Genomic DNA, 16,821 nt, shown 5'->3' with positions numbered 1-16,821 from the left:
CACGGCCCGGCCGTTCACGGCGCACCCGGGGCCCGGGCCGCTGCCCGGCGCCCGCCCGTCCGTCGCGACGCGCCGTCCGCGCGCCCCTCCGCCGTTCTGCCGCCCGCTCACATCACGCCTCATGTCCCGCTCCCCGCCCCGCTGCCGCGCCGTCCGTGTCCCCCGGGGCGTACGGCGTGGACGCCGCGCCCGCCCAGAGACCATCGGAGGGTATGCCGCTCGCCCCGTCGGCCGCCCGCCACAGCGCGGGCAGCGAGGCGCCGGGCGCCACCGGCAGGGCCGTCCAGCCCGCCTCGCGGAGCATCCGCAGCCGGTCGTCGAGCGCCGCCGGGCGGGCTCCGGACCGTGCCTCCCAGGAGTTCCGCGCCCAGGCGTCGCCGTCCAGGACGAAGGCGACCGCGGCCGTACTGCGCCGCCGCATCCGCGCCGCCGCCTCGGCCGCCTCCTCGTCCAGCTCGCCGAAGAACGCGATCAGCAGGCCCTCGCCGCCGCGCAGCGCCTCGTACGCCGCCGAGAGCCCCGGCTCCCCGGACGGCTCCACCACGGCCAGGACGTCCAGCAGCAGCCCGGCCGTCGCACCGGCGTCCGTACCGCCCGGCGTGGCGGTGGGGCCCTCCGGGCCGGGGACCGAGGTGCCCGTGTCCGTCAGCAGCCGTACCGGGAAACCGCGCTCCAGCAGATGCGTCGCGGCGGACGCGGCGGCTGCCACCGCCCATTCGAACGCCGACTCCGGACCGGTGCCGCGATGGGCCGCCTCCCGGGTGTCGAGCAGCACCGTGCACCGCGTCCGCTGCGGCTGCTCCTCCCGGCGCACCATCAGCTCGCCGTGGCGCGCCGTGGACCGCCAGTGGACCCGGCGCAGATCGTCGCCGTGGCGGTAGCCGCGCGGAATGACGTCGTCCTCGCCCGTCAGCGCCGCCGAACGCCGCCGCCCCTCGCCGAACCCGGCCGTCTCCCCGGCCATCCGTACCGGCGGCAGCGGCTCCGTGCGGGGCACCGCCGTCAGCGTGTCCGACGAGCCGAAGGCGCAGGTCAGCTCGCACATGCCGAACGGATCCGCCAACCGCAGCTCCAGCGGCCCCAGCGGGAAACATCCCCGCAGATCCGACCGGACGCGGTACGACACCTCCCGGCGCCCGCCCGCCTCGACGCGGTCCAGCACGAACCGCGGCCGCGGCCCGAGCACATACGGGACCCGGTCCTGGAGCATCAGCACACCCGTCGGCAGTCGGGAGAGGTTCTCCACCGACAGCCGCACCCGGGCCTCGGCTCCCACCGGCACCCGGGCGGGCGCGAGCGTACGGCGCGCGGCGACGCGGTAGCGCGTGCGGTGCAGCACCAGGACGCAGACCAGCGGCAGCGCCGCCAGCAGCAGCCCCACCCGCAGCAGATCCGCCTGGCCCAGCAGATACGCGCAGACGGCGGCGGCGACCCCCGCGGCGAGGAACGACCGGCCGCGCGTCGTCAGCCCGGCGAAGGCCGCCCGCAGCCCACCCCGCTCGGCGACCCCCGGGCCGCTCCCGCCGGACATCACCGCTCCCGGAGGCCGGGCGGGCGGCGGTCCGGGGCGTCCGCCCGCGCCTGCCGCGCCGGGTCCGGCACCGGGACGCGGTGCAGGATCTCCAGCACGATCTGCTCCGCGCCGCGGCGGTTCAACTGCGCCTGCGAGGTCGGCAGCAGCCGGTGCGCGAGGACCGGGACGGCCAGCGCCTGCACATCGTCCGGCAGCACGTACTCCCGCCCGGCGAGCGCCGCGGACGCCTTCGCCGCGCGCATCAGATGCAGCGTCGCCCGCGGTGAGGCGCCCAGCCGCAGATCCGGATGGGCGCGGGTGGCCGCCACCAGCTCCACGGCGTACCGGCGCACCGCCTCCGCCACATGGACGCCCCGCACCGCCTCGGTCAGCCGGACCACTTCCTGGGCGCGCGCCACCGGCCGCAGCCCCTCCAGGGGCGACGCCGTGCCGTGCACGTCGAGCATCCGCAGCTCGGCCGCCGGGCTCGGATAGCCGACGGACACCCGGGCCATGAAGCGGTCCCGCTGCGCCTCCGGCAGCGGATACGTGCCCTCCATCTCGACCGGGTTCTGGGTGGCGACGACCATGAACGGGCTGGGCAGCTCGTACGTCCGGCCGTCCATCGTGACCTGCCGCTCCTCCATGGACTCCAGCAGTGCCGACTGGGTCTTGGGGGAGGCGCGGTTGATCTCGTCGCCGATCACGAACTGGGCGAAGATCGCGCCGGGCTTGAACTCGAACTCCTTGCTCTGCTGGTCGAAGACGCCGACACCGGTGATGTCGGAGGGCAGCAGATCCGGGGTGAACTGGATCCGCCGCACCGAACAGTCCAGGGACCGCGCCAGCGCCTTGGCGAGCATCGTCTTGCCGACGCCCGGTACGTCCTCCAGGAGCAGATGCCCCTCGGCGAGCAGCACCGTCAACGCCAGCCGTACGACCTCCGGCTTGCCCTCGATGACCCCCTCGACCGACCGCTGCACCCGTTCGGCAGTGGTGGTCACATCAACGAGGCTCGCTCGCTCGTCATACGTCGTCACCGGCCCTCCTCGGCCCTTCCCCGTGCCCGCGCTGAACAGAGGATTCCTCATCACCGGACCGGCGCCTTCCGTACGGCCCCCGGTCCGCCCCCGGACGTGGCGTCGCACCCGGCCCGAGCCGCGGCGACGCCACCCCCGCATTCTCACCGCCGCGCGCACTCCGCGTCATGGCCTGTGGACAACTGACGGCGTTTCGCCCCGGCGGGTGACCTCCGCCCGCCCGCGTCCGGGCAGCACGAAGCCGGGTACGGGACGTGGTCCCGTACCCGGCGCCGGTGCGGGGTCAGCGCTGGGGGAAGATCTCCCGCAGCAGACCGGTGGCGACGTCGAACACGAAGCCGCGGACGTCGTCCTTGTGGAGCAGGAACGGCGAGGTGCGCACCCGTTCCATCGACTGGCGGACGTCCTCGTCGAGATCCTTGAACGCCTCGACGGCCCACGTGGGACGCTGGCCGACCTCGGCCGCCAGATCGTGGCGGAAGTCCTCGGTGAGGCCCAGCAGACCGCAGTCGGTGTGGTGGATGAGCACCACCGAGCGGGTGCCCAGCGCGCGCTGGCTGATGGTCAGGGAACGGATGATGTCGTCGGTGACCACCCCGCCCGCGTTGCGGATCGTGTGGCAGTCGCCGAGCTCCAGGCCGAGCGCGTCGTGCAGGTCGAGACGGGCGTCCATGCAGGCCACGACAGCGACCTTGAGGACCGGCCGGGCATCCATGCCGGGGTCGCTGAACGCGTCGGCGTACCGCGCGTTGGCCGCGACGAGGCGGTCGGTGACGGTGGTCCCGGCGGGCGCGGCGGTGTCGTCGGCGGCCGGGGACGGCGACGGAGAGGCAGATATGGACATGGCCTCACCGTAGCCCCGGCCGCCGGATCAGGCCGCACCTGGGAGCCTGCATACCGGATGACATCACCCTTTGTGACGTAATCCACATGGAGCGTTACGGTGCCCCGCACGGGTGAGCGGAGGCCCGAACGGCCGCTCCGGGACGCGCGGAACCGGTTGATTGACCGGGGAAGGCGGTGGACTAAAGTGGCGCGAAGTGGGAGGCGTGACGCTCTCCTCGGTCCCCGAAGCCCTCGCGTGTCCACCACACGTACGGTTCGGCCTCCTCCCGCTCCCAGCGGCCTTCCGACGCCAATTCCCCGTCGCCGGAGAGCCACTTCCCCTTCAGAGCGGGCGGGGACCAAGCGGTTCGTGCGGCGCCCCGCCAGCGGCCGGGGACCCACCTGCCGCTCACCCATCGGAAGGCTTATGAGCGAGCGCAGCGAGCGAATCAGAAAGAGGTGCGCCCGCCCCGGATGCGGGTCCGCCCGGCGAAGCGGGGGCCGCGCATGACCGGCAACACTCGCCACGTCCCCGTCATGCTCCGGCGCTGCCTGGACATGCTCGCCCCCGCCCTTGCCGAGCCGGGCGCCGTCGTCGTCGACTGCACCCTCGGCCTCGGCGGCCACAGCGAGGCCCTGCTCGCCACCTTCCCCGCGGCCCGGCTCATCGCCCTCGACCGCGATCCGTCGGCGCTGCGCCTTGCCGGTGAACGGCTCGCCCCGTACGGCGACCGCGCCACCCTGGTGCACGCCGTCTACGACGAACTCCCCGAGGTCCTCGACCGCCTCGGCGTGCCCCGGGTCCAGGGCGTCCTCTTCGACCTCGGCGTCTCGTCCATGCAGCTCGACGAGGCCGACCGCGGTTTCGCGTACGCCCAGGACGCGCCGCTGGACATGCGGATGGACCAGACGACCGGCATCAGCGCCGCCGACGTCCTCAACACCTACGCCCCCGGGGAGCTGGTGCGGATCCTGCGCTCCTACGGGGAGGAGAAGCAGGCCAAGCGGATCGTCGAGGCGGTGGTGCGCGAGCGGGCGAAGGAGCCGTTCCGCAACAGCGCCCGGCTCGTCGAGCTGATCCGCGAGGCACTGCCGCAGGCCGCCAAGCGGCACGGCGGCAACCCCGCCAAGCGCACCTTCCAGGCGCTGCGCATCGAGGTCAACGGCGAGCTGGCGAGCGTGGAGCGGGCCGTGCCCGCCGCGGTGAAGGCGCTGGCGGTCGGCGGCCGGATCGCAGTCCTCGCCTACCACTCGCTGGAGGACCGGATCGTCAAGCAGGTCTTCGCCGCCGGTGCCACCAACACCGCGCCGCCCGGCCTGCCCGTCGTGCCCGAGCAGTACCAGCCGCGTCTGAAACTCCTCACCCGGGGCGCCGAACTTCCCACGGAGGAAGAGGTCGCCGAGAACCGGCGGGCGGCCCCGGCCCGGCTGCGCGGCGCCGAACGCATCCGCGAGGACATCGCGTGACCCCCCGGGGGCGTTCGCCGAAGGGGCCCTCCCGCCTCGCGGCGTTGTTCCCCGGCGGGAGCAGCTCCGCCGCGCGAACGCCCTTCGTCCTGCTGGTCGTCGTCCTCCTCGGCTCCGGTCTGCTCGCCCTGCTGCTGCTCAACTCCGCGCTCAACCAGGGTTCGTTCGAGCTGAGCCGGCTGGAGAAGCGGACCGATGAGCTGACGGACGACCAGCAGGAACTCCAGCAGGCCGTGGACGCCGTCTCCGCGCCGGGCGCCCTCGAACGCCGCGCCCGCGAACTGGGCATGGTGCCGGGCGGCAACCCGGCGTTCCTCGCCCCGGACGGCACGGTCCGCGGCAAGCCGAGCGAGGCGACGGAGGAGCCGCGTCCCCTGCACGCCCCGGCCGGGCCGTCGCTCCCCGGAGCGCTCGGCGCCTCCGCCGCCCAGGGCGCCCACGCGCTGGCCCCGGGCGCCCCGGGGACCGCACCCGCCGGCGCCCCGGCCGCACCGGGCGCCGCCGGTGCCCCCGTGCCGTCCGCCCCGCCCCGTCCGCCCGGCTCACCGGCCCCGGCCGGTTCCGCGGCACCGGCCGCCCCGGCGCCCGCCGCGGCCGGCCCCGCCCCGACGACCTCCGGCAGGTGAAACCCGGTGACGTACCAGGCCCCCCAGCCGTACGACGCAGGAGCGCCCCGGCCGCCCGCGGCCACGGACACCGGCGCCCCGCACCGGCGGGCCGCGTCATGACCGCGCCCAAGGACCCCCGGCGCCGCGTGCCGCGCCCCGCGCAGAGCGGCGGCGCCCGCCGCCCGGCGCCGAAGAGCGGCCGCCCGGCGCCGAAGAGCGGCCGCCCCCCGGCCGCCCGCCGCCCCGCCAAGGCCGCGCCGCCGCGCCGCCCCGCCCGGCCGCGCCCGGCCCCGCGGCCCGCCCGGCCCGCGCCCGCGCTCCGACTGGGCAGCCCCCGGCCCCGGCTGCGGCTGGTCGCCCTGGCGCTGACGCTGGTGATGCTGGTCTTCGTGGTCCGCCTCTTCCAGGTGCAGGCCGTCGACGCCGCCGCGTACGCCGCCAGGGCCAACGTCAACCGCTACGTCCCGGTGACCCTGGCCGCCGAGCGCGGCGCCATCACCGACCGCTCCGGCGTCGACCTCGCCACCACCGTCGACGCGTACGACATCACCGCCGACCCCAGCCTGCTGGCGCTCGACAAGATCAAGACGGCGGGCGCCCCGCAGCGGGCCGCCGCGCTGCTCGCGCCCGTCCTCGGCGAGGACCGCGCCACCCTCGCCGCCAAGCTCTCCAAGCCCTCCTCCCGGTACGTCGTCCTCGCCCGGCAGCAGACCCCGCAGGTCTGGAAGAAGATCAAGGACATGCGGGCGGAGCTGGACAGGAAGGCGGCCGCCGCGCCGAAGAAGGCGCCCGATCCCAACGTCCTGGTCGGGATCTTCGCCGACCGGCACAGCAAGCGCGTCTACCCCAACGACGCCCTCGCCGCCGGTGTCCTCGGCTTCGTCAACAGCGAGGGCAAGGGCGGCGGTGGCCTGGAGGCCCAGCTGAACAAGGAGCTGGCGGGCAAGGACGGCAAGCTCGTCTACGCGCAGTCCGGCGGCCGCCGGGTGCCCACCGCCGACACCCAGGAACACCCCGCCGTCCCCGGTACCGACGTCCGCCTCACCCTGGACCGCGACATCCAGTGGGAGGCGCAGAAGGCCATCACCGAGCAGGTCACCAAGTCCAAGGCCGACCGCGGCTACGTCGTCGTCCAGGACACCCGCACCGGACAGATCCTCGCCCTCGCCAACGCCCCCGGCTTCGACCCCAACCACCTCGACCGGGCCAACCCCACAGCCCTCGGCAACGCCGCCCTCACCGACGCCTACGAACCGGGCTCCACCAGCAAACTCATGTCGATGGCCGCCGTCCTGGAGGAGGGCGCCGCCACCCCCGCGACCCGCGTCACCGTCCCCAACCGGCTGCACCGCGGCGACCGGCTCTTCGCCGACGACATCGACCACGACACCTGGCACCTCACGCTCAACGGCGTCCTCGCCAAGTCCAGCAACATCGGCACCATCCTCGCCACCGGCCAGCTCGGCAGGACCCAGCCCGAGGCCAACCGCGTGCTCCACTCGTACCTCGACAAGTTCGGCATCGGCCGCCCCACCGGACTCGGCTTCCCCGGCGAGACCGACGGCATCCTGGCCAAGCCGCAGGACTGGAACACCTCGCAGCAGTACACGATCCCGTTCGGCCAGGGCCTCTCGCTCAACGCCGTCCAGGCCGCCTCCGTCTACTCCACCGTCGCCAACGGCGGTGAGCGCATCGCCCCCACCCTCATCCGCGGTGCCACCGGACCCGACGGCCACTACCAACAGGCGCCCGCCCCCGAGAAGAACCGCGTGGTGAGCCGGAAGACCGCCCGGCAGCTCGCCACCATGCTCGAATCCGTCGTCGACGACCGCGAGGGCACCGGCGCCGCCGCGAAGATCGACGGCTACCGCGTGGGCGGCAAGACCGGCACGTCCAACCGGGTGGATCCCAAGACCGGCCGCTACCACGGCTACACCGCCTCCTTCGCCGGTTTCGCCCCCGCCGACGCCCCCCGCATCACCGTCTACTGCGCGGTCCAGAACCCCACCAAGGGCAGCTATTTCGGCGGCCAGGTATGCGGCCCCGTCTACCAGCAGGTGATGAAGTTCGCGCTGAAATCCCTACAGGTCCCGCCCAGCGGCAGCGCGCCGCCGAGGCTGCCCGTCACCTTCACGCCAGGCGACTGAAAACGAGGCAACATCGCCGTGACGACCATCACTCCCCACGGAACACCCGAGCCGGCGCACCGCTCCCACCCGGAGCCCTCGCTTCGCCTCGGAGCCGCCGCGCCCGGTACGCTCACCGCCGTGTCACATGCTGAACAGTCCCCCAACGCCCAGAAGGACGCCTCCGGAACGTACCCGGGAGCGCCCCGCCCCGAGGAGGTCCGGCCCACCCCTCTGGCGGTCCTCGCCGAGCAGCTGGGCACCTCCGCTTCCGAAGCGGCAGACGTCCAGGTCACCGGCATCACCCATGACTCCCGGGCGGTACGCCCCGGTGACGTCTACGCGGCACTGCCCGGGGCCCGCCTGCACGGCGCCGACTTCGTCGCCCAGGCCGCCGACCTCGGCGCCGCGGCGATCCTGACCGACCCGACGGGCGAGAAGCGCGCCGCCGGAACCGGCCTCCCGGTCCTCGTCACCGACGACCCACGCGCCCGGATGGGCGCCCTGGCCGTCTCCATCTACGGCGCGCCGGGCGAGGACCTCCTCCAGATCGGCATCACCGGGACCTCCGGCAAGACCACCACGGCCTACCTCGTTGAGGGGGGCCTGCGCGCAGCGCTGTCCCGTGTGGGTGGTGGCGGGCGACGGGAGGGCGGGCTGAAAGCCGCGGCGGCCGCCGCGGGCGAGGGCGCGCTGACCGGGCTGATCGGCACCGTCGAGACCCGCATCGGCGACGAGCGCATCAAGTCCGAGCGCACCACCCCCGAGGCCACCGACCTCCAGGCGCTCTTCGCCGTCATGCGCGAGCGGGGCGTCCGCTCCGTCGCCATGGAGGTCTCCAGCCACGCGCTGGTCCTCGGCCGGGTCGACGGCTGCGTCTTCGACGTCGCCGTCTTCAACAACCTCAGCCCGGAGCACATGGAGTTCCACTCCGGTATGGAGGACTACTTCCAGGCCAAGGCCCGGCTGTTCACCCGGGCCCGCAGCCGCGCCGGTGTCGTCAACCTCGACGACGAGTACGGCAAGCGCCTGGCCCGCGGCCTCTCCGAGGTTCCGGTGACCACCTTCTCCGCCGAGGGCCACCCGGACGCGGACTGGCGTGCCGCCGACGTCGAGATCGGCGCGCTCGGCTCGACGTTCACCGTGCACGGCCCCCACGGCGAGAAGCTGCGGGCCGCCTCGCCGCTCGCCGGTCCGTTCAACGTCGCCAACGCGCTCGCCGCGATCACCGCCCTGGTCGTCGCCGGGATCGACCCGCAGACCGCCGCCGACGGCGTCGCCGCGGTCCCCGGTGTCCCCGGTCGCCTGGAGCGCGTCGATGCCGGTCAGCCGTATCTCGCCGTCGTCGACTACGCGCACAAGACCGACGCCGTCGAATCGGTTCTGCGGGCGCTGCGCAAGGTCACCGACGGCAAGCTGCACGCGGTGCTCGGCTGCGGCGGCGACCGTGACCCGCACAAGCGCGTGCCCATGGGCGCCGCGGTGGCCCGCCTCGCCGACACCGCCGTACTGACCTCCGACAACCCGCGCTCCGAGGACCCGCTGGCGATCCTCGCGACCATGCTCGCGGGCGCCGCCGAGGTGCCGATCCACGAGCGCGGCACCGTCCTCGTGGAGGAGGAGCGCGGCGCGGCCATCGCCGCTGCCGTCGCCCGCGCCGAACCGGGCGACACCGTGATCGTCGCCGGCAAGGGCCACGAACAGGGCCAGGACATCGCCGGAGTGGTCCGCCCCTTCGACGACCGCCAGGTGTTGCGCGAGGCCATCGTGGCCTCGCAGTCCGAGCAACAGCCGAACCACCAGGGATGACACACCGCCATGCGCGCACAACCTTTCCGCTGGTACCTTCCGCCGCTCGCCGGGGGTGACCTGTGATCTCCCTGACCCTCGCCGAGATCGCGAGCATCACCGGCGGGCAGCCGCACGACATACCGGACCCGCAGCTGACGGTCTCCGGCCCGGTCGTGAAGGACTCCCGTGAGGTACGCCCCGGCAGCCTCTTCGTGGCCTTCGCCGGTGAACGGGCCGACGGCCACGACTTCGCCGCGGGCGCCGTCGCCGACGGCGCGACGGCCGTTCTCGCCGCCCGCCCCGTCGGCGTCCCGGCGATCGTCGTCGACGACGTCGTCGCCGCGCTCGGCGCACTGGCCCGCGCCGTCGTCGGGCGCCTGGGCACCAACGTCGTCGCCCTCACCGGCTCCGCGGGCAAGACCAGCACCAAGGACCTGATCGCCCAGCTTCTCCAGCGCAACGGCCCGACGGTGTGGCCGGAGGGCAACCTCAACAACGAGATCGGCCTGCCGCTCACCGCGCTCCGCGCCGACGACACCACCAGCCACCTCGTCCTGGAGATGGGCGCGCGCGGCGTCGGTCACATCCGCTATCTCGCGGCGCTCACCCCGCCCCGGATCGGTGTGGTCCTCAACGTCGGCAGCGCGCACATCGGCGAGTTCGGCGGCCGCGAGCAGATTGCCCTGGCAAAGGGCGAACTGGTGGAGGCGCTGCCCGCAGAGGCCGAAGAAGGGTCCGAAGGGCTTGCACAGGAGGGTGGGGGCGGGCGACGGGCGGGCGGCGTCGCCGTGCTCAACGCCGACGACCCCTACGTCCGCGCCATGGTGCACCGCACGAAGGCCCGTACGGTCCTCTTCGGCGAGGCGCCGGACGCCGACATCCGTGCCGAGAATGTCCGGCTCACGGCGCTCGGACAGCCCGCCTTCACGCTCCACACACCCTCCGGGTGCAGCGAGGTGACCATGCGGCTGTACGGTGAGCACCACGTGTCGAACGCGCTCGCCGCGGCCGCCGTCGCCCACGAGTCGGGCATGTCCGTGGACGAGATCGCCACCGCGCTCTCCGAAGCCGGCACGCTCTCCCGCTGGCGGATGGAGGTCACCGAGCGCGCGGACGGCGTGACGGTCGTCAACGACGCCTACAACGCGAACCCCGAGTCCATGCGAGCGGCGCTGCGAGCGCTGGCCGCGATGGGCGAAGCCGGTAAGGCGCGGGGCGGGCGCACGTGGGCGGTGCTCGGAGAGATGGCCGAGCTGGGCGAGGACGCCCTCGCCGAACACGACGCGGTCGGACGCCTGGCCGTCCGGCTCAACGTCAGCAAGCTCGTGGCGGTCGGTGGCAGGGAAGCCGCCTGGCTGCAAATGGGCGCTTACAACGAGGGTTCGTGGGGTGAGGAGTCGGTGCACGTGTCCGACACGCGGGCGGCGGTCGACCTGTTGCGCAGCGAGCTGCGGCCGGGGGACGTCGTGCTGGTGAAGGCATCCAGGTCGGTGGGGCTCGAACGGGTCGCGGCGGCATTGCTGGACGGTGAGGGCGTACAGGGCGCCGAGAGCGGGTCCGCGACCCGATGAACTCGATGAAGCAGATCCTCTTCTCCGGAATGATCGGGCTCTTCCTGACCCTGATCGGTACCCCGCTGCTGATCAAGCTGCTGGCCAAGAAGGGTTACGGGCAGTTCATCCGCGATGACGGCCCCCGTAGCCACGGCAGCAAGAAGGGCACGCCCACCATGGGCGGCATCTCCTTCATCCTGGCCACGATCATCGCCTACGCCCTGACGAAGGTGATCACCTCCAGCGACCCGACCTTCTCCGGTGTGCTGGTGCTCTTCCTCTTCGCGGGCATGGGCCTGGTCGGCTTCCTCGACGACTACATCAAGATCGTCAAGCAGCGGTCGCTGGGCCTGCGGGCCAAGGCGAAGATGGCCGGCCAGCTGATCGTCGGTATCGCCTTCGCGGTGCTCTCGCTGCAATTCGCCGACCTGCGCGGCGCCACCCCGGCGTCCGACCGGCTCTCCTTCACCCAGGACTTCGGCTGGCAGATCGGCCCGGTGCTCTTCGTCATCTGGGCGCTGTTCATGATCCTGGCGATGTCCAACGGCGTGAACCTCACCGACGGCCTCGACGGCCTGGCCACCGGCGCCTCGGTGATGGTCTTCGGCGCGTACACCTTCATCGGCATCTGGCAGCACCAGGAGTCCTGCGCCAACGCGATCACCGCGGGCCCCGGCTGCTACGAGGTGCGCGATCCGCTCGACCTCGCGGTGGTCGCCTCCGCCCTGATGGGCGCCTGCTTCGGCTTCCTGTGGTGGAACACCTCGCCCGCCAAGATCTTCATGGGTGACACCGGTTCGCTGGCGCTGGGCGGTGCGCTCGCCGGTCTGGCGATCTGCTCCCGCACCGAGCTGCTGCTGGCCGTCCTGGGCGGTCTGTTCGTCCTCATCACGATGTCCGTGGTCATCCAGGTCGGTTCGTTCCGCATGACCGGCAAGCGGGTCTTCCGCATGGCGCCACTCCAGCACCACTTCGAGCTCAAGGGGTGGTCGGAAGTCCTTGTCGTGGTCCGGTTCTGGATCATCCAGGGCATGTGCGTGATCGTCGGCCTGGGTCTCTTCTACGGCGGCTGGCAGGCCGCCAAGTGACCGCGGAATTCGCAGGCGCGTACCTCACCGTCGCCGGTCTGGGCGTGAGCGGCATCAGCGCCGCCCGCGCCCTGGCCGGTCTCGGCGCCCACGTCACGGTCGTGGACGGCGGCGACGGCGAGCGGCAGCGGGCCGCCGCCGCGGAGCTGGAGGGGTGGGCGGTCCGGGAGGTCGCCGAGGGTTCGGTGACCGTCCGCCTCGGCGACGGCGTCACCCTCCCCGAGGGCACCGGCCTCGTCGTCACCTCGCCCGGCTGGAAGCCGGACAGCCCGCTGTTCACCGCGGCCGCCGCGGCCGGGGTGGACGTCGTCGGCGACGTCGAGATTGCCTGGCGGCTGCGCGGCCCGGACGCCGCCGACTGGCTGGCGGTCACCGGTACCAACGGCAAGACCACCACGGTGCGGATGCTCGCCGCGATCCTGGAGGCCGCGGGCCTGCGCACCACGGTCGCCGGCAACATCGGCACCCCGATCATCGACCTCGTCCTCGGCCAGGACTCCGAGCACTACGACGTCCTCGCCGTGGAGCTGTCCAGCTACCAGCTGCACTGGGCCCCGTCCGTACGGGCCCACTCCGGGGCGGTCCTCAACCTCGCCCCCGACCACCTCGACTGGCACGGCTCCATGGCGGCGTACGCCGCCGACAAGGGCCGGATCTACGAGGGCAACACCGTCGCCTGCGTCTACAACGTGGCCGACCGGGCGACCGAGGACCTGGTCCGCGAGGCCGACGTCGAGGAGGGCTGCCGGGCGATCGGCTTCACCCTCGGCACCCCGGGCCCCTCGCAGGTCGGGGTGGTCGACGGCATTCTCGTCGACCGCGCCTTCGTCGAGAACCGCCGGCAGCAGGCCCAGGAGCTGGCCGAGGTCGGCGACGTCACGCCGCCCGCGCCGCACAACATCGCCAACGCCCTCGCGGCGGCGGCGCTGGCCCGGGCGTACGGCGTGCGGCCCGCGGCGGTCCGCGAGGGGCTGCGGGCGTTCCAGCCGGACGCCCACCGCATCCAGCACGTCGCGGACGTCGCCGGTGTGGCGTACGTCGACGATTCCAAGGCGACCAACACCCACGCGGCCGAGGCGTCGTTGGCCTCGTATGAACATCTCGTCTGGATCGCCGGGGGGCTCGCCAAGGGGGCCGCCTTCGACGAGCTGGTGCGTTCGGCCGCGGGGCGGCTGCGCGGGGCGGTGCTGATCGGCGCCGACCGGGCGCTGATCCGCGAAGCCCTGGCGCGACACGCCCCCGATGTCCCGGTGGTCGACCTCGGCCGGACCGACACTGGGGCGATGTCCGAGGCGGTCCGCGAAGCGGCCGCGCTCGCCGAGCCCGGCGACACGGTGCTCCTGGCCCCGGCCTGCGCCTCGATGGACATGTTCGTGAACTACAACAAGCGCGGCGACGCCTTCGCCGACGCGGTGCGCGAGCTCAGCGCATCAGGCCGGTAGCCGCCCGTCCCGCTCCCGTCGAGGATCTGCGGCCCGCACTGTGGAGGGGACGAGATGACGGCCCGATCGGCGAAGGCGGCGCCGCCGCGTCCGCGGCGCACCGTCACCGCGCCGCGGACGCCGCGCGGCGGTCGCCCGACCGGCGGCGGCCCGCGGAGGCTCTACACCCGGGTCCGGCGGGCCTGGGACCGTCCGCTGACGGCGTACTACCTGATTCTCGGCGGCAGCATGCTGCTCATAGTCCTCGGTCTGGTGATGGTCTACTCGGCCTCGCAGATCAAGGCGCTGCAGTCCGGGCTGGCGCCGAGTTTCTTCTTCCGCAAACAGCTGATGGCCGCGGTCATCGGCGGCGTCCTGCTGTACCTCGCCGCCCGGCTGCCGGTGCGGCTGCACCGTGCGCTCGCCTATCCGCTGCTGGCCGTCTCGGTGTTCGCGATGTGCCTGGTGCAGGTGCCGGGGATCGGGGTCGCGGTCAACGGCAACCAGAACTGGATCAGCCTCGGCGGCGCTTTCCAGATGCAACCCAGCGAGTTCGGGAAGCTCGCGCTCGTCCTGTGGGGTGCCGATCTGCTCGCCCGCAAGCAGGAGAGGAAACTCCTGGTGCAGTGGAAGCATCTGCTGGTGCCGCTGATCCCGGTCGCCTTCCTGCTGCTCGGGCTGATCATGCTCGGCGGCGACATGGGTACCGCGATCATTCTCACGGCGATCCTCTTCGGGCTGCTGTGGCTGGCGGGCGCCCCCACCCGGCTGTTCGTCGGCGTCCTGGGCGCCGCCACGGCCATCGGCGCCCTGCTGATCAAGACCAGCGCCAACCGTATGTCCCGTCTCGCCTGCATCGGCGCGACCGATCCGGGCCCCAGCGACCAGTGCTGGCAGGCGGTGCACGGCATCTACGCGCTGGCCTCCGGCGGACTCTTCGGTTCCGGGCTCGGCGCGAGTATGGAAAAATGGGGTGAACTCCCTGAACCGCACACCGACTTCATCTTCGCCATCACCGGGGAGGAACTGGGACTGGCGGGGACGCTGTCGGTGCTCGCCCTGTTCGCGGCTCTAGGCTATGCGGGTATCCGCGTGGCCGGACGCACGGAGGACCCCTTCGTGAGGTATGCCGCGGGAGGTGTGACCACCTGGATCATGGCTCAGACCATGGTCAACATCGGTGCGGTGCTCGGCCTGTTGCCGATCGCCGGTGTCCCGCTCCCGCTGTTCTCCTACGGAGGCTCCGCCCTGCTGCCGTCGATGTTCGCCGTCGGGCTGCTGATCGCCTTCGCGCGTGACGAGCCCGCGGCGCGGGCGGCGCTGGCCGCGCAGGCCATGCGGCGGCCGGGTTCCGGAAGGAAACCGGCCGGGGTGAGATGGAAGACGATGAGACGGCGCGTCACGAGGCGACCGTCCGGAGAGCGGTGAATTTCGGTGCATGTCGTACTCGCCGGTGGGGGGACCGCCGGCCACATCGAGCCCGCGCTCGCCCTCGCGGACGCACTGCGGAGGCAGGACCCGACCGTGGGGATCACGGCACTCGGCACGGAACGCGGTCTGGAGACCCGGCTCGTCCCGGAGCGCGGCTACGAACTGGGACTGATCCCGGCCGTACCGCTGCCCCGTAGGCCCACCCCCGAACTCATCACCGTCCCCGGGCGGCTGCGCGGCACCATCAAGGCCGCCGAGCAGATCCTGGAGCGGACGAAGGCGGACTGCGTCGTCGGGTTCGGCGGCTACGTCGCGCTGCCCGGCTACCTCGCCGCCAAGCGCCTGGGCGTGCCGATCGTCGTCCACGAGGCCAACGCCCGCCCGGGTCTGGCCAACAAGATCGGCTCCCGGTACGCCAAGTACGTCGCGGTCTCCACCCCGGAGAGCAAGCTGCGCGGCGCCCGCTACGTCGGCATTCCGTTGCGCCGCACCATCGCCACCCTCGACCGGGCGGCGGTCCGCCCCGAGGCGCGCGCGGCGTTCGGGCTCGACCCCAACCTCCCGACGCTGCTGGTCTCCGGCGGTTCCCAGGGCGCGCGCCGCCTCAACGAGGTCATCCAGGCCGCGGTCCCGGCGCTCCAGCGCTCCGGTATCCAGGTCCTGCACGCGGTCGGCCCGAAGAACGAACTGCCACAGGTCGACAACATGCCGGGCATGCCCCCCTATGTCCCGGTACCGTACGTGGACCGGATGGACCTCGCCTACGCCGCGGCGGACATGATGCTCTGCCGCGCGGGCGCGATGACCGTCGCCGAACTCTCCGCCGTCGGGCTTCCCGCCGCGTACGTCCCGTTGCCGATCGGCAACGGCGAACAGCGGCTGAACGCCCAGCCGGTGGTCAACGCCGGTGGCGGACTCCTCGTCGACGACGCCCAGCTCACTCCGGAGTGGGTGCAGTCCACGGTGCTCCCGGTCCTCGCCGACCCGCACCGGCTGTACGAGATGTCCCGCGCGGCCTCCGAGTTCGGCCGCCGGGACGCCGATGAGCTCCTCGTCGGCATGGTGTACGAGGCGATTGCCCAGCGGAACAGCTAGACGACGAAAGGCAGGGGGAGCGTGGCCGGACCGACCGCCGCCCGCAGCGGGACAAAGGGGGCGTCGGCCTCCGGCCGGGCCCCCGCCGAACCGGCCCGCGCCGGACGGCGCTTGTGGCCACGCCTCCCCTTCCGTGGACCGGGCCGCCGCGGTCTGATCATCACGCTGATCCTGGCGCTCCTCCTCGGCGGCTTCGCCGTCTGGGCCCTCTACGGCTCGAACTGGCTACGGGTGTCGGGCGTCAAGGCGTCCGGCACCCGGGTGCTGACCCCCGGCGAGGTCGTCGAAGCCGCCGATGCCCCGCTGCGCAGCCCTCTGGTGTCGGTCGATACCGACGCGATCGCCGCCCGGCTGCGCCACCGGCTGCCCCGGATCAAGTCCGTGGACGTGGTCCGTTCCTGGCCGCACACGATCGTCTTGAAGGTGACCGAAAGGGAACCGGAACTGGTCATGCCCGAGGGCGGAAAGTATGTCGAAGTCGACGCCGAGGGTGTCCGTTTCGCGACCGTGCCCGCACCTCCCAAGGGCATCCCCGCACTCCAGCTGGCGGCAGGCGACGCCCCGAGCCTGGACCGTTTCGGCCCCGCCCGACTGCGCCGGGCCGCGGTCGAGGTCGCGTCCGGCCTCCCCAAAACCCTTCACAATGAGGTCAAAGCGGTGCGCGTGACGTCGTACGATGCGATCACGCTCGAACTGGCCGGGAAGCGCACGGTGGTGTGGGGCAGTAGCGAACACGGCCCCCGAAAGGCGGCGGTGCTGGCCGCTCTCCTCAAAGCCGCGCGTGACGCACACCACTTCGATGTATCCGTTCCCAGTGCGCCTGCGGTGTCCGGGAGTTGACGGCCGTTGTCGCAGGCCAGCAC

Annotated in this window: 13 protein-coding genes; 10 read left to right on the top strand and 3 right to left on the bottom strand. The window is 73.0% G+C overall.

Annotated elements, in window-relative coordinates; all coding sequences use genetic code 11:
* Window positions 1–112 precede the first annotated feature (112 nt).
* The 3 genes from OG422_RS07495 to OG422_RS07485 all read right to left on the bottom strand — a co-directional run bounded on the left by OG422_RS07495 (window position 113) and on the right by OG422_RS07485 (window position 3,397).
* Entirely contained in the window at window positions 113–1,531 is a 1,419-nt protein-coding gene (locus tag OG422_RS07495; protein ID WP_405741140.1) for a DUF58 domain-containing protein, read from the bottom strand.
* Window positions 1,531–2,553 (bottom strand): MoxR family ATPase, encoded by a 1,023-nt coding sequence (locus OG422_RS07490; RefSeq protein WP_143944269.1) that lies wholly within the window; start codon window positions 2,551–2,553, stop codon window positions 1,531–1,533. The genes OG422_RS07495 and OG422_RS07490 overlap by 1 nt, the downstream gene beginning before the upstream one ends.
* A 283-nt stretch (window positions 2,554–2,836) precedes the next feature.
* Window positions 2,837–3,397 (bottom strand): carbonic anhydrase, encoded by a 561-nt coding sequence (locus OG422_RS07485; protein ID WP_143944268.1) that lies wholly within the window; start codon window positions 3,395–3,397, stop codon window positions 2,837–2,839.
* Window positions 3,398–3,885: 488 nt separating this feature from the next.
* On the opposite strand from OG422_RS07485, the gene rsmH reads away from it, so the two are divergent.
* The 10 genes from rsmH (at window position 3,886) to OG422_RS07435 (ending at window position 16,798) form a co-directional block, all read left to right on the top strand.
* Window positions 3,886–4,845: a 16S rRNA (cytosine(1402)-N(4))-methyltransferase RsmH gene (gene rsmH / locus OG422_RS07480; RefSeq protein ID WP_405741136.1), complete on the top strand. Its 960-nt coding sequence runs from the start codon at window positions 3,886–3,888 to the stop codon at window positions 4,843–4,845.
* On the top strand, window positions 4,842–5,471 hold the full coding sequence (locus OG422_RS07475) for a septum formation initiator family protein (protein ID WP_405741133.1): 630 nt from the start codon (window positions 4,842–4,844) through the stop codon (window positions 5,469–5,471). Before rsmH ends, OG422_RS07475 begins: the two co-directional genes overlap by 4 nt.
* Window positions 5,472–5,569: 98 nt before the next feature.
* Window positions 5,570–7,600, top strand: a complete 2,031-nt coding sequence (locus tag OG422_RS07470; RefSeq protein WP_405741130.1) for a peptidoglycan D,D-transpeptidase FtsI family protein — start codon at window positions 5,570–5,572, stop codon at window positions 7,598–7,600.
* Between the two features lie 18 nt (window positions 7,601–7,618).
* Window positions 7,619–9,388, top strand: a complete 1,770-nt coding sequence (locus tag OG422_RS07465; protein ID WP_405741127.1) for a UDP-N-acetylmuramoyl-L-alanyl-D-glutamate--2,6-diaminopimelate ligase — start codon at window positions 7,619–7,621, stop codon at window positions 9,386–9,388.
* A 62-nt stretch (window positions 9,389–9,450) separates the two neighbouring features.
* On the top strand, window positions 9,451–10,941 hold the full coding sequence (gene murF / locus OG422_RS07460; protein WP_405741124.1) for a UDP-N-acetylmuramoyl-tripeptide--D-alanyl-D-alanine ligase: 1,491 nt from the start codon (window positions 9,451–9,453) through the stop codon (window positions 10,939–10,941).
* 5 nt (window positions 10,942–10,946) lie between these two features.
* Window positions 10,947–12,011: a phospho-N-acetylmuramoyl-pentapeptide-transferase gene (mraY, locus tag OG422_RS07455; protein ID WP_143941705.1), complete on the top strand. Its 1,065-nt coding sequence runs from the start codon at window positions 10,947–10,949 to the stop codon at window positions 12,009–12,011.
* Entirely contained in the window at window positions 12,008–13,453 is a 1,446-nt protein-coding gene (gene murD / locus OG422_RS07450) for a UDP-N-acetylmuramoyl-L-alanine--D-glutamate ligase (RefSeq protein WP_405741120.1), read from the top strand. Before mraY ends, murD begins: the two co-directional genes overlap by 4 nt.
* Window positions 13,454–13,507: 54 nt before the next feature.
* Entirely contained in the window at window positions 13,508–14,860 is a 1,353-nt protein-coding gene (gene ftsW, locus OG422_RS07445; protein ID WP_405741117.1) for a putative lipid II flippase FtsW, read from the top strand.
* A 6-nt stretch (window positions 14,861–14,866) separates the two neighbouring features.
* Window positions 14,867–15,958, top strand: coding sequence for an undecaprenyldiphospho-muramoylpentapeptide beta-N-acetylglucosaminyltransferase (murG, locus tag OG422_RS07440; protein WP_143941703.1), 1,092 nt, complete (start codon window positions 14,867–14,869; stop codon window positions 15,956–15,958).
* Between the two features lie 21 nt (window positions 15,959–15,979).
* Entirely contained in the window at window positions 15,980–16,798 is an 819-nt protein-coding gene (locus OG422_RS07435; protein WP_405741114.1) for a cell division protein FtsQ/DivIB, read from the top strand.
* Window positions 16,799–16,821 lie beyond the last annotated feature (23 nt).

Origin of the sequence: Streptomyces sp. NBC_01525 (genome assembly GCF_045040405.1) — a bacterium.
GTDB classification, from domain to species: Bacteria; Actinomycetota; Actinomycetes; order Streptomycetales; family Streptomycetaceae; genus Streptomyces; species Streptomyces benahoarensis.
The sequence above is the reverse complement of the archived record's forward strand: the minus strand, read 5'-3'. Positions and strand labels throughout refer to the sequence as shown.

What these genes read in the sequence shown, in the direction of transcription:
- OG422_RS07495 (WP_405741140.1), bottom strand. Translation starts at nt 1,531, where the DNA reads ATGTCCGGCGGGAGCGGCCCGGGGGTCGCCGAGCGGGGTGGGCTGCGG.
- OG422_RS07485 (WP_143944268.1), bottom strand. Translation starts at nt 3,397, where the DNA reads ATGTCCATATCTGCCTCTCCGTCGCCGTCCCCGGCCGCCGACGACACC.
- rsmH (WP_405741136.1), top strand. Translation starts at nt 3,886, where the DNA reads ATGACCGGCAACACTCGCCACGTCCCCGTCATGCTCCGGCGCTGCCTG.
- OG422_RS07470 (WP_405741130.1), top strand. Translation starts at nt 5,570, where the DNA reads ATGACCGCGCCCAAGGACCCCCGGCGCCGCGTGCCGCGCCCCGCGCAG.
- mraY (WP_143941705.1), top strand. Translation starts at nt 10,947, where the DNA reads ATGAAGCAGATCCTCTTCTCCGGAATGATCGGGCTCTTCCTGACCCTG.
- ftsW (WP_405741117.1), top strand. Translation starts at nt 13,508, where the DNA reads ATGACGGCCCGATCGGCGAAGGCGGCGCCGCCGCGTCCGCGGCGCACC.